Raw genomic sequence first — 13950 nt, 5'->3', positions numbered from 1 at the left:
GAAAGGGGGGTTCTCCCATTTACGCATCTAACATCAAGGGTCGTATTGCAGATGTTATTATCTGGGTATTTGTTCTAGCGTTCGCCTTGTCCTGTCTCATACCGTTAGTCAATTTAGTAGCCATCTCTTTCAGTGATAATGCGGCGGCTTCCGCAAATCTAGTAAGTATATTCCCGGTTAATCCGACGTTTAGCTCCTATGAAAAATTATTGTCAGACAGCCAGTTTTGGCGTTCATTCATGATCTCTGTAGAACGGGTAGTGTTAGGTCTGCTTGTGAATATGGTACTGATGATTCTTACAGCCTATCCATTGTCTAAAAGTTCACGAGTATTCACGGGTCAGAAGATTTATATGAATCTCGTTATCTTCGCGATGTTATTCTCAGGCGGATTGATTCCCACCTTTATGGTAGTCAAAGAGCTTAATCTTTTAGACTCCATCTGGTCATTGATCTTGCCGGGTGCAGTACCGATAGGGAATGTTATCTTGCTGATGAATGCATTCCGGGCTGTACCGAAATCTCTAGAGGAAGCAGCGAATATAGATGGAGCTTCACAGTGGAGAATATTAGGGACAATTTATCTCCCAATAGTATTGCCTACGCTTGCCACCGTTACGCTCTTTACTATTGTGGGCCATTGGAATGATTACTTTGGTGCCCTGGTATATATTAATAAAACGGCGAATTATCCATTGCAAACCTATATCCAACAGCTTAGTGTTGAGGTTCAGAACATTACGGATCCTGAAAAATTATTGGAATTAGCAAAAGTTTCGAATAAGACTTTGAACGCTGCTAAAATCGTAGTTTCTACGCTACCATTGTTGTTGATTTATCCGTTTATGCAAAAGTATTTCGTATCAGGGATTGTCGTTGGTTCGGTTAAAGAATAAATATTAGTAGACAGCCGCTATGAAGCTTCATAGCGGCCTACTATTTTCAAGTAGGAGGCTTACAATGAATAGTAATCAAGTTCATACATCAATTCTGGATGACATGAAGACATTTGTCTCTCAAGAAGCCAATCGGAGTATTTCATTTACGAATAAAGAGGCAGCATTTTATTTTACGCAATCCCATCATACGGATCATGTGGAACATGCATTTTTTGAGGGACTTAATATTGCTAAGAATAGAATTTTCGGTGGATACACCTTATTCGTAGGTGAACAGAAGCTAGACAATCGACAATCTGAAGTTTGGGCCTATCCTTATAAAATGGTGCGTAAGCACGCCGATCTTACAGAAGAGCTGTGGTTGTTGGATTATCATAATCTATTAGAAATTAGTCTCGCTAATGCTAAGGAAGACATAGGCATCGTTTTAAGGGGAGAGAATGTTAGCTATATAAACCAACAGGATCATATCGCGTTCTTTAGTGCTATCGAGGGAGATTGGGTGATTGCAGTTAGTGCTATCAACCTTTCACCTTTGCATATGGATAATGAAGTTCTAATTGCCGGTGCAAACGCTGGGGGTTATTATATCGCTGCAGGTAAGACATCCGAAGAAGCAGCAAGCTTAATCCTTAAAGCTAGACAAGATATTAGCACTTTGAAAGATGAACGTGTTAAGCGGATGGAAGATTTCTTACACTATAATGCCCATCTAACCAGCAGTGATGATACATTTACTTTAGCCATGAATTGGTTGAACATCACAATGGATCAGTTGGTTACTAGACAGCAGGGTGATGGTATCTATGCAGGACTGCCATGGTTTAACGAATATTGGGGACGGGATCAATTCATAGCTCTTCCAGGCGCTGTGCTCGTTACAGGGCAATTCGAAACGGCTAGAAATATCTTGCTATCATTCGCAGAGTTTCAGAATACGGACGAAGATTCTAAATACTTTGGTAGAATTCCAAATATCTTGTCTCCTGGAAAAGTGGATTACCATACAACGGATGGTACGCCGCGATTCATTATCCAGTTGCAGGATTACGTTAAGTATTCAGGAGATACAGCGATCATTAAAGAGCTGTATCACAATGTAGAATATAGTATTGAAGGTTCCATTAAATATTGGGTAGATGATAAAGGGTACTTGAAGCACGCAGATAATGAAACTTGGATGGATGCCCGGGATGGCAATTTGGAGTCATATTCTCCTCGGGATACCCGTGCCAATGATATTCAAGCACTCTGGTATAACCAATTGCTTGCTGGTGTTTACTTTGCTGAATATATGAATGACAAGGTGAATGCTGATAAATGGAAGGGCATTGCTGAAACCTTGAAGCGCCATTTTGAGGTCGATTTCATTGATCAAGCGCATCCTTATTTAGCAGACAGACTGGATGCAGAAGATAAGCCGGAATTCTCCCTGCGCCCAAACCAGTTATTTGCTTTTGAAATGTTTGATGATAACGATTTTAAGGCTAGAGCGATTCGTACCGCGTGGGAAGAGTTGGTCTATCCATGGGGTGTTGCTTCGCTAGATAGACATCATCCATTGTTTCGTCCGTTTCATTTAACATCTCATTATCCGAAAGACGAGGCTTACCATAACGGTGCGGTTTGGATTTGGCTTAATGGTATTGCGATGCAGCGTATGATTGAAGCAGGGCAGGAAGAAACGGCCTATCAGCTATTCAAGAATATGAACTGGCAGGCCTTGAATTTAGGTGTTGTTGGTGGACTTTGTGAGAATATGGATGCTTATCCTGAGGAAGATGAGAACTGGGCGAAGTTGACGGGTGCATACCTGCAAGCTTGGTCCAATGCTGAGCACCTGCGTGTGTGGTACCAATATTTCTTAGGTATCCGTCCAGACCTGATTAACAATACACTGACAATTGCTCCAAGAATTCCGCAAGAGCTTGAATCCTTGGCTTATAATGTGAACATAGGAAAGGGACAGATCGAAGCCACGTATAACCGTGGACTTGAAATCACTTACGCCTATACATTCAAGAATGTGGGACTGGAAGTTATCATCGATATGTCTCCTTTCGAAACGGTATCGCTTGAAGTTAAGCCCAATATGGAGCTGGTTGTAAGACAAGATGATCATACACTGGCAGTTACCTTATATGATGAGAATCGTCAAATGCTCAAGGAGATTCAGTCAGTGCTATCCGAATCACGTGTTATGCACAATAAGCGGAATAACGAGTTATTAAAAGACGTTGAGTTTGCCAAGCCATTGAGCTTGGACAATCATCCTTGTATAAAGCTGTAGCTATAATTAGTTAAGACAATCTTAAAAAAACCTCTAACCCATCCTCAGGATGATGTTAGAGGTTTTTTTGGCAGTTTATGATTTAAGCCAGGCATGTTGGTTCAGAATTTAGCCATAAGATGCTCAAGTCCTGTCGCCACTCCATCTTCGGCATTACTGACTGTAACAAATTCAGCCATTTCCTTTAGAATCGGTGCTGCGTTAGCCATGGCAATCCGGTAGCCTGCCACCTCGAACATCGGTTGATCATTATAGCTGTCACCCATTACGGCTACATCTGTTAGCGGGATGCCATAGTGGGCGGCGAGCATAGCTACACCGGAGCCTTTGTTGGCGTCCTCATGGTTAATTTCGATATTATTGACATGGGAGGCTGTAATAATAAGGCCAGGGATCGCGGCGAAGCGGGTGGAGGCTTCTTTGAGCAGTTCCCGGTCTAGAGAAAAGGCTAATGTTTTATAAATGACGTTTTCTTCTTTACTCCAGATCTCTTCCATACTTTCGACGTAAGTTACAGCCGCTTGTTGAAACTGCTGATCGATCATTGCTTTTAGCAGCCAGCTAACTTCCTCAGGTACTTCTTCTTCACTTAGTGCAGATAGTTTCTCTAATCTTACCCGTTTATTGAGCTCCACATATACGTTGTCCTCTGTGTATACCTCGTAATACAAATCCGGAATTTCGTTCATCCAGCGTAATGCAGGAATGATGTCTTCCTTCTTCAGCGGTTTACTTGCTGCCAGCGTGTGGTCAGACAATGTAACCACTGCGCCATTCAGACTGACTACAGGGCATTCCAGATCTGCCAGCCGCAGTTGTCGTTCCGCATCCATAAAAGAGCGTCCCGTAGCAATAATTACGATATGACCTAAATTTTGAGCCTTTATAATCGCCTCGCGGTTCTTTGGGCTAATTTGTCCTTCTTCGTTCAGCAATGTTCCATCCATATCTAAAGCAATCAGCATATTGTAAGATCTCCTTATCCAGTCATAGTTGTCCCCTTCGCGGGCTAGTGAGAACGTTAATTGTATCTTATCATTAATATTCTGAAAACCAAAAACACCTTTTCATTCCTAGTCTAATCGTATATTTTTAGAATATAGTTCAGTCGTGGTACAATAGTTGTTAAACTAATCGACTAGCCGAGTCTATCGTCAGTTCATGTTCGTGGGACGTGATCCGTCGGTATTTTTCCTGCGTAAGGACATCGGCAGCTGTGTATGTAAGGGGGACTAATCGTGAGATCCAAAAACTTGGCCACCATGTCACTAGCTTTTATGGCATGTGGGTTTCTGATTACACTATTTCTACCTGAAAATCTCGCTGTAATTCTACTAAGAGGTGGCTTTGAGGCTGGGCTGGTTGGGGGGATTGCCGACTGGTTCGCGGTAACCGCGTTATTCCGCCATCCGCTCGGGCTGCGTATTCCACATACCTCACTGCTGCTCAAGAATCGGGATAAGATTATTCAGTCGTTAATTACCGCTATGGAGACTGAGCTGCTGAACAAAGAGAGTATTGAGAACAAGCTGCGCAAGTTTGGCATTATGTCTATGAGTTCCAAGCTGCTGACGAAGTTCTTTAGCAAGAAGAAGGCGAGAGCCCAGATCCTAGAGCAACTTAGCGAATTCGTGTCACGTCTTCCGGTAGAGAAAGCTGTACCTTTTCTTCAAAAGGCAGCCTCTGACTATATTCGTGAAGCGGAGCTTGGAGTTGCGGCTGATAAAATTGTCACTAAATTAATGAACGACGGAAAAGATGTAGCGGCTCTGGATTATGCGCTGGAAGGGGTATCTAACTGGAGCGGTCGTCCTGAAACGAAAGCTATGCTGGGTAAGATCGCCAGCGAGAAACTGGCTGAAGTAAAGCTCGGTGGACTGAAAGGGATGGCTTTTCAGGCTTTCGTTGGATTCATGGATGCGGATATGCTTGGTGAAATGCTGCAAGGCATGCTGCAGTCCGGTATTCGCGATTTTCGTGAAGAGGATAGCCCTTATCGTGAAGAGATCATCCGGGAAATCCGGGTGGCGTTGTTCCAGATTGTTAATGATGAGGCTAGAATGACTTCTGTGAAAGAATGGGCACTACAAGAGCTTGAGGGAGAAGCAGTAACTGCTTTTCTGCATACTCAATTGGAGAACGTACGTAGTAAGGCACTCTCCTTATTAGAAGAGGACCGGGCAGCTGGCGGACGAAAACTATTTGCACTATACACCCTTCTTATGCGCCGTATTAGTAAGGAACAAGAGTGGATCGGTAGCTGGGAGGAGCGGATTCGCGCTTCATTGATTGCATTTGTAGAGGCTAACCACTTCCGAATCGGTCTTTTGGTGAAGGAGAATCTGGATAGCATGGACGATGCTAGTCTAGTGAATATGCTGGAGGATAAAGTAGGTAAAGATCTTCAGTGGATTCGTGTGAACGGTGCCTTATGCGGTTTTGTTGTAGGGCTTGTACTTACAGTTGTTCAATTTATTTAAATCAAAGTAGTCCGTCTCCAGTGAATGGAGGCGGACTACTTTTTTATGTTTATAGGATCTATTGCTGTACTAAGGCAGCTTGATAAAGCCGTTCCAAATCAGTTGCTGTACGTTGCCAATTGAAGGCTTCAAGCGCATCCGCTCGTCCTTGTTTCCCAATGGTTGCTGCTACCTCCGGATTCCGGCCTAGTCGCAGCAAATCTCTAGCAAAGGGCAAGGCCTCGCGATATCGTTCCACCAGGTATCCGTTATGGCCGGAGTCGATAATCTCACGGATACCGCCATTGCTAGAAGCGATGACCGGTAGTCCCGAGGCCATGGCCTCTACATTAACAAGCCCAAAGGATTCATGATTCTGAGAAGGACATACGAAGCAGTCGGCTGCTTGATAAATGGTATGGATATCCTCATGAGCTACATTTCCAAGGAAGGAAACGGATACGCCTAGTCGCTGTGCAAGCAGCTTCAGCTGTCGCAAATATGACGGTTTCCCTTTGCCTGCAATTACAAGATGAGCAGGAAGGTGCTTATTTAAATGGTACATAGCACGTATCAATACGGGCACCCCTTTGCGGGGAATGACTCGACCGACGAATAAGACGGTAAAGACCCTCGGGAGTCTGTAAAGTTTCCGAAGATGGTATTTTTCCTGTAGCGCTACAGGAATGAATCGATCAAGATCTGCTCCGAGCAGGACAATACGGATTTCATTGTTTAATTGAGGGAAGCGACGGGTTAGTCTTCGCTGTAGAGAGTGGCTGTTCGCAATAATCAGATCTGCTCTAGCCAAGGCTCTAGCAGTCTTAACTGTGTCCGGTGTGAATGTAAGAGAATGCAGAAATAGAAATACCGGAAGATGAGGGAGCCGTTTCTTTACAGCAGACATAAGATGAGGGCGATTATCGACCTGAACTATATCAAATGACTCATTCTGAATGTAGTCTAATACCGAAGTACGATAATGAACGGGAGTACTTGCGGGCAACCGAATGATTCTGACCCGCTCCAATATGGAAGCATCGGGCAGTCCCGGCACTTTGCGGCTCACAATGGTAACCTTATGTTTCTCAGCCAGCCTTCTGGCAATGGCCCAAATGCAGATTTCTACTGACCCGTCTCCCGGAACCGGGAGACGTTCCGGCGCAATAATACAAATATGCATGGTTCATGCCTCCTCTGATCCGCTAATGGTTATCCTCTTCCCACCATATGCAGCTTGAGTATCTAGAGATACATCTGAGAGCGGAGAGGGCGTTCAACCCATTCCATTCATATAGTCGGAGCATAAAATACTAAGGTTAAGCAAGGCTGTGATCATTATTTGAGTGACAGGGGAGAGGGCAATTGGGAACAAAGTTAAAGTCTGCGTTGACCAGCAAATGGATTAAAACCAAGGTGCTCATGCAAAGTTCCGAGATTTCACCGCTCATTCCAGAAACAGTGAAGTTTAGTAAAGCAAACTTAAGAACGATGCTCTTGAAATATGGGATGATTTACGTTAAGCCGGAACATGGCACCTATGGTAACGGTGTAATGAAGGTTGAACAGAGTAAGGATTCTCATGGAACAGAATACAAATACCAAAGTGGAACAAAGATAAAAACCTTTGGAGCCTATGACACCTTTTATTCATCCCTTAAGAAAGCAACACGCGGACGCAGTTACTTGATTCAGAGAGGGATTGTTTTGCTAAAGCACGGAAAGCATCGTTTTGATATCCGTGTGATGGTCCAGCTCAGTCCGCGTGGCAAATGGGAAACTACCGGATTGATTGGCCGAGTAGCTGAGAAGGGCAAGATTGTTACCAATTATCATAACGGTGGTACGCTAATGTCTATGGAGAAGCTGCTGTCGCCTTATTTGAACGATGCTCAGCAAGCTCAGATGCTTAAGATATTGCGAAAGCTAGGTGAGGATACCGGACGTTTCTACCATAAGAAATATCCTGGCTTTAAACAGATTGGTGTAGATGTAGGATTAGATAACCACATGACGCCTTGGATTATTGAAGTGAATACGAGTCCAGATCCATATATTTTCAAACATCTCTCTAATAAAAGCATGTACCGCAAAGTGATGGCTTACCGCAGAGCAAATGAGAAGAAGAAGTCCGCTAACTGATTTGCTTCTTCGTATTCGCAATAACAAGGGAAACCTTTTGTTCGAGCTCAATTATTTTTTGCTTATGGGTTGCGATCTGACGGTAACCGGAGACCAGTGCAGCTAAGGACTGGGTGGTTAGAGTAAGGTTTTGTTTGCGAATCGCTGCTTTAAAGTCAGTCCAATCTGCTGAGACACGTTTGTTTAACGAGGTGATCACGCTCTTGTTAGATTTGATCGTGATTTGAGGACTTTCAATGCCAGACAAGGTTTTACGCGCTTCGGCTATCTTTTGGGAACGTTTCTTTTTCGCGGCGTTCAGCTGATTCTGCTTGTCACTGATCTCTTGGCGTGCCAACTGAACCAAGATCTTCATAGCATCACCTTGGGCACGTAGTACGGTATTCAAGGTCTTGTCCTTAAGTGACTTGGCGATACTAATTCGCTTGTTAAGTGTACTATACTGGTCAAATAAAGGCTGATAGCGCTGCTTGCTACTCTTAACGGAGGCTTCCAATCGGGTCACTGTTTCAAGATCAATCCCTTTAATTTGTTGACGAACCCCAACTAGCGATTGCTCATTATTGTAGTGAAGGATTCGGATTTGCTCCTCGCGCTGATCATACTGCAGCTTTAAGGTGGATAAATCATTGTAAAGAGAAGTCAGCTTAACCCTGGCAGGACCATCTGCCGTTGCGGCCGTCAGATCAAAAGCCGCTTTAACAGAGGGGGTTAATTCTGTTGTAGATGCAGCAATAGCTCCTGATGATGTGCTTAGCAGTAGCAGGATCGTAAGCAGTAGTAAGGGCACTGACTTAAATATTTTCATTTATTCTCCTCCTATTGTCGTAACCTAATGGCAACAAAAAAAAGCACCCGTAGCAAAGGCAAAAGCCTTTATTACGGGTGCTTCCAGCGTAATAGGTCACGAACGATATTATTATGTTTAATAATAGTTTGCCTCAGGCCATCCAGTCAATATTTAAAATTAAGCTATTCCCTATTTAAAATGTTACGCAGGACATTTCTATACTCACTTCTCTTATCGTATACTGAACTTAGGATGGAATAAAGGATGCAACGTTCGCAACAAAGGAGGTCTGGCGTAGATGGATAACGCGGTAGAATATAGCACAATGTTGGAACATGCATTTATGTGGTCCCCAGAGGGAATAGCCGTACTGTCTTTAAACGATGGTAAGGGCAACTGGCTGAAGGTCAATCCGGCTTTTTGCAATTTACTTGGCTTAACGGAAGCTGAGTTTCTTGCTGGGGCTATTTTTGCAGAAATGGAAAATAGACAGACGTCTTCGAAAGAGCTTTCCTATAGATTGGTGATGGACGAGCTTCAGAATTCTCCAGCAGGGAGCTGGAAGAAGGAAGAATGCTTTCGCAAAGGGGATCAACCGGTATGGCTTTCCCTGACATTCTCAGGATTTGGAACAGCAGGACAAGCTCCTTCGTGTATTATTGTGTACGCCGAAGATATTACAGACCGAAAGATTGCAGACCAACAAATGGCAGATCAACGAGATCTAGAGGAACAGATTTATCAAAGTGAACGTAATTATAGATTGATTTCCGAGAATTCGCTGGATTTAATCTCGCGTCATGCAGTTGAAGAGCGCAAACAGTTCGAATTCAAGCTTCAGGAGAATGAACAGCGCTATAAATCCTTATTTGAATATAATCCCTCTGCTGTGTACTCAATGAATTTGCAAGGGGATTATTTAACAGCCAATGCGAATCTGGAGAAGCTGACCGGGTATTCGCTGGAAGAACTGATCGGAATGTACTTTGGTCCCGTTGTGCATGAGAAGGACATGGAGAAGACGCTGTATCATTTTAACTTAGCTGCTAAGGGCTATCCCCAAAGCTATGATCTGACGCTTATTCATAAAGAAGGCCATCTTGTAGAGATTAATACCACTAATATTCCGATCATTGTAGACGATCAAGTGGTTGGTGTATATGGTATTTCCCGTGACATTACGGAACGTATAAGATATACAGAACAAATTGAGAAGCTAAGCAATGAGTACACCCTTATATTAAATGCAGTATCTGAGGGTATTTTTGGACTCGATATGGAGGAGAAGGTGACCTTCATCAACCCTGCAGGTTTGCATATGCTCGGCTATGAACATGATGAGATCATGGGTCATACCTATCTAGATCATATTCAGCAGACAGCGCTTGATGGTATCCATTACCGACCAGAGGAGTCGCCACTCATCAAAGCCATTAGGTCAGGGGGATCTTACCAGAGCAAGGATGCAGTCTTATGGCGTAAAGATGGTACAAGCTTTCTTGCGGAGTACCAAGTAACCCCTCTTTTTGATAAAGGTGAACCTAAGGGTGTTGTAGTCGTCTTCAGGGATATTACAGATGAGAAGGAGATCATTCGGGCGAAGGAATCTGCGGAAAAAGCAGACCAGGCTAAATCAGAGTTTCTAGCCATTATGAGTCATGAAATACGCACGCCTATGAACGGCATTGTGGGGATGACTGATCTGCTTGCAGAGACGGAACTAGATGAAGAACAACGTGAGTACACAAATATTATTAAGGAGAGCAGTAGCTCTCTTCTATATATTCTGAATGAAATTCTCGATTACAGTAAAATTGAGGCCGGAAAAATGATGATCGTACATGAGCCCGTGCATCTTCTAGAGGTACTGGACAGTGTAACGGATCTATTTATGGCTAAGGCTTTGGAAAAAAATCTTGAGCTGTCTTACAGCATGGCACCAGGAGTTCCTACGTTCATTATGGGAGATGCAGGACGATTACGTCAGGTATTGGTTAATCTGGTCAGCAATGCGATTAAATTTACTGACCGAGGTAATGTCTGTATTTATGTGGAGCAGAAATTGTCCGTGGTTTCAAAGAAATCGACTTTGAAGTTTAATGTCAGAGACACGGGGATAGGTATTCCTTTAGAAAAGCAGCATCAGTTGTTTCAATCATTCTACCAGCTGCACTCCTCATTTAATCGTAAGTATGCCGGGACGGGTTTAGGACTAGCCATTTGCAAGAAGCTTGTCGAGTTGATGGGCGGAGCCATTGCGGTGGAGAGTAGCGAAGGAAACGGCTCTAATTTCTATTTCACGCTACAGATTAATCCTGAAAGCAAATATGAGGGCGATGAGGAAGATATTGCTCAGGCAGAGCAGAAGCCCGCACAGGAAATGGAATCACGATCTAATTCAGAGGGATCTATGGATGTTGGTGAAAATGTGATTTTACTTCCAGAAGGCCCTGCCCTTTCAGCTTCTAAGCCGAACTCTTCAAAGGGAGAAACATCCTGATGAGGCATAAAAACTCCAGTCTCAGTAACAAACTATCGGTAGATCCATACACACAGTGGGAGGCTGGGGTTTCATCCCCGTCTTCTGCATGTGGACCAGCGACGCTGGCAGCTTTAACCGAGTATTGGAATACCCAGCTAGGAATGGACTTTATTCGTGGCAAAGGTCATTTTCACTCTAAAGCAGCTCATATTAATTACATATACAGTCATCACGGAGGTACCCCTTTGGGGATGAGTACACGTAGTTTTGTAAAGGGGATCACAGCTTATATCCACTCTTCAACCTCGCCAAAAGGGGGACATAAGCTTTCTGTCTCTACTTTTAACGATTTCGATGTGTATAAAGTGGAGATTGATGCAGGTCGGCCAGTAGCTGTTAAATTTGATAAATGGTTTAATTTTCGGTGGAGAGGGAATTTTGCTTACGATTACCATTGGGTATTAGGAATAGGATATGAAGTACCTGATAACGGGGATCGTCCAATCCTCATCGTTCAGGATAATGGTGTGAGGTATAAGGATGGAAGGATTGCTCTTTGTAAAGAACGCCGCATCCCATATTATGCAAATAAAGACATCATTACGATGGTGGGAATGAATATCTTAGAAACGCCTAGTTAATCGTGATTTAGCTATGCAATTACCCTGGGAAAATGATCTGGTTATTTTGAGTCCAAACGTTTGCACAAATTCGAGGATCATACTATAATCCAGTTAATAACTGGAAAAGGGGATAGGTGCTTTGTCCGTACAAAAGGAAATGAAGGAACCGATTTATTATGGTGATCCTGCGACTACTAGAGGGATTTCCGTATTCGCTCAGGAGTTTGATCAGTTGTTTAGTTATGACGGGGATGATCTCGGACTTACATATTCATCGGCCTGTTCATCATTTTGCTTGTGGGCCCCTACGGCTCAGGAGGCTGAGCTAGTAATTTATGATTCATGGCAGGGAGCTGCGGGGTCCAAATATGCTATGATTCGCGATATTCGGGGAACGTGGAGAGCTACGGTTGACGGTGATTTAGATGGCAAGTTCTATACCTACCGAGTGCGTCTAGGTGAACAGTGGAATGAAGCAGCTGATCCTTACGCGCGTGCTGTCGGCGTGAATGGGGACAGAGGTGCTATTCTAGATTTGCGCAAGACGGACCCTGAGCGTTGGACGGAAGATAAGCCGTCGTTTGAGGATCCTGTAGACGCTATTATTTATGAGCTTCATTTGCGTGACTTATCTATTCATCCAGCAAGCGGTATGGCTCATAAGGGTCAATATCTCGCTTTGGCGGAAGAAGGAACCCGCGGACCAGAGGGCATTCTCACCGGACTCGATCATATCGCAGATCTCGGTGTAACCCACGTGCAGCTATTGCCTATTTATGATTATTCTACAGAGAGTGTAGATGAGACGAAGCTGGATGAGCCTCATTTTAACTGGGGTTATGATCCGAAGAACTACAATGCTCCTGAAGGCTCCTATGCTACGGATCCTTATGTGCCCGGACTACGTATTCAAGAACTAAAAACAATGATTCAAGCGCTTCATGATCGTGGACTCCGCGTCATTATGGATGTTGTTTACAACCATGTGTACGACGGATATCGCGTGAATTTCACTAAACTGGTTCCTGGCTATTATTTGCGTTATAAACAAGACGGAAGCCTGTCGAATGGCTCAGGCTGTGGGAATGACGTGGCTACAGAACGCTTGATGATGTCCCGCTTCATTGTGGAGTCCGTGGTCTATTGGGCTAAAGAATACCATATCGACGGCTTCCGCTTTGATTTGATGGGCTTGATGGATGTCGATACGATGCGGGAAACCCGGCGGCGTCTGGATGGAATAGATCCGTCTATCATGACGATCGGTGAAGGCTGGATGATGGGGACTGAGCTACCGATGGAACGGCTCGCTCATCAGAAGAATGCCTCCCTTATGCCGGGAATCGGACATTTTAATGATGATTTCAGGGATGCTATTAAAGGAAATATCTTTTTGTACGATCAGCCGGGCTTCATCAGTGGAATGATGGGTCTGGAGCCTGCGATCAAGGCGGGGATTGCGGGAGGAATTGACTTCAGCCCAGGAATTAAGCAATTTGCCGAGGAGCCTCAGCAAAACGTTAATTATGTGGAGTGTCATGATAATCATACCTTATGGGATAAAATCGTATTGTCCACCGAGGGTGAGACGGTTACTCAGCGCCGTTCCATGCACAGACTAGCTTCTGCGATAGTGTTCATGAGTCAGGGGATTCCTTTTATCCATGCAGGGCAGGAGTTTATGCGTACGAAGGACGGGGTGGAGAACAGCTATAAGTCTTCGGTTGAGATCAATCGTATGGACTGGGAATTGTGCGCCGCGCATCAGGAAGATGTAGCGTATATGAAACAGTTAATCGAATTGCGTAAAGCTCACCCGGCCTTCCGTATGCGAACAGCAGCTGACATTCGGAACCATTTGGTTTTTGAAAAAGCACCGGCAAGTGCAGTAGCTTACACGCTTCGTGGCCATGCTGGAGGAGATGCAGCGAAGCATATTTATGTTATTTTTAATGCGAATGCTGAACAGACTACTGTGGTTCTGCCGCAGCTTGGAGCATGGAAGACCATCTTCGGGGCTGATCTTACACAGGAGCTGACTGGAAATAAGCTAACTGTAAATGGAATTGGGACAGTAGTCCTGACGGCGAAATAAATAGTCTTTTACAAGATCATTATTGAAAAGCATGCGGAGTAACGTACTTTAATCAGGTACAGTACACTGTGTGCTTTTTTTTGTTTTTCCATTTTCTTAATTTGATTGTTTCATTTTACATAAAAAGGTGACATTACTCATTTTCGATGATGATATTGGATGTTAATATG

General features: G+C 44.0%; 10 protein-coding genes. 7 read left to right on the top strand and 3 right to left on the bottom strand.

The window, feature by feature from the left end; all coding sequences use genetic code 11:
- Positions 1-17: 17 nt before the first annotated feature.
- Entirely contained in the window at positions 18-896 is an 879-nt protein-coding gene (locus NSQ29_RS25765) for a carbohydrate ABC transporter permease (protein WP_283912014.1), read from the top strand.
- Between the two features lie 64 nt (positions 897-960).
- Positions 961-3189, top strand: a complete 2229-nt coding sequence (locus NSQ29_RS25760; RefSeq protein ID WP_341126418.1) for an amylo-alpha-1,6-glucosidase — start codon at positions 961-963, stop codon at positions 3187-3189.
- Positions 3190-3290: 101 nt separating this feature from the next.
- Here the strand turns inward: NSQ29_RS25760 and NSQ29_RS25755 are convergent, their stop codons facing one another.
- Positions 3291-4154, bottom strand: a complete 864-nt coding sequence (locus tag NSQ29_RS25755) for a Cof-type HAD-IIB family hydrolase (protein WP_042184240.1) — start codon at positions 4152-4154, stop codon at positions 3291-3293.
- Positions 4155-4427: 273 nt separating this feature from the next.
- On the opposite strand from NSQ29_RS25755, the gene NSQ29_RS25750 reads away from it, so the two are divergent.
- Positions 4428-5669: a DUF445 domain-containing protein gene (locus NSQ29_RS25750; protein WP_076285116.1), complete on the top strand. Its 1242-nt coding sequence runs from the start codon at positions 4428-4430 to the stop codon at positions 5667-5669.
- Between the two features lie 58 nt (positions 5670-5727).
- Here NSQ29_RS25750 and NSQ29_RS25745 read toward each other — a convergent pair whose 3' ends face one another.
- On the bottom strand, positions 5728-6831 hold the full coding sequence (locus tag NSQ29_RS25745) for a glycosyltransferase family 4 protein (protein ID WP_341126417.1): 1104 nt from the start codon (positions 6829-6831) through the stop codon (positions 5728-5730).
- A gap of 182 nt (positions 6832-7013) precedes the next feature.
- On the opposite strand from NSQ29_RS25745, the gene NSQ29_RS25740 reads away from it, so the two are divergent.
- Positions 7014-7790 (top strand): YheC/YheD family protein, encoded by a 777-nt coding sequence (locus NSQ29_RS25740; RefSeq protein WP_256716337.1) that lies wholly within the window; start codon positions 7014-7016, stop codon positions 7788-7790.
- Here NSQ29_RS25740 and NSQ29_RS25735 read toward each other — a convergent pair.
- Positions 7783-8598 (bottom strand): hypothetical protein, encoded by an 816-nt coding sequence (locus tag NSQ29_RS25735; RefSeq protein WP_076285118.1) that lies wholly within the window; start codon positions 8596-8598, stop codon positions 7783-7785. The genes NSQ29_RS25740 and NSQ29_RS25735 overlap by 8 nt on opposite strands.
- 280 nt (positions 8599-8878) lie before the next feature.
- Here NSQ29_RS25735 and NSQ29_RS25730 point away from each other — a divergent pair, with 280 nt between their 5' ends.
- The 3 genes from NSQ29_RS25730 (at position 8879) to pulA (ending at position 13780) form a co-directional block, all read left to right on the top strand.
- On the top strand, positions 8879-11080 hold the full coding sequence (locus NSQ29_RS25730) for a PAS domain S-box protein (protein ID WP_341126416.1): 2202 nt from the start codon (positions 8879-8881) through the stop codon (positions 11078-11080).
- Positions 11080-11703, top strand: coding sequence for a C39 family peptidase (locus tag NSQ29_RS25725; protein ID WP_341126415.1), 624 nt, complete (start codon positions 11080-11082; stop codon positions 11701-11703). The genes NSQ29_RS25730 and NSQ29_RS25725 overlap by 1 nt, the downstream gene beginning before the upstream one ends.
- 121 nt (positions 11704-11824) lie before the next feature.
- Entirely contained in the window at positions 11825-13780 is a 1956-nt protein-coding gene (gene pulA, locus NSQ29_RS25720) for a type I pullulanase (protein ID WP_341126414.1), read from the top strand.
- Positions 13781-13950: the final 170 nt, after the last annotated feature.

The organism is Paenibacillus sp. FSL F4-0236 (genome assembly GCF_038000135.1).
Classification (GTDB): Bacteria; Bacillota; Bacilli; order Paenibacillales; family Paenibacillaceae; genus Paenibacillus_AQ.
This window is presented reverse-complemented; position numbering and strand designations above follow the sequence as displayed.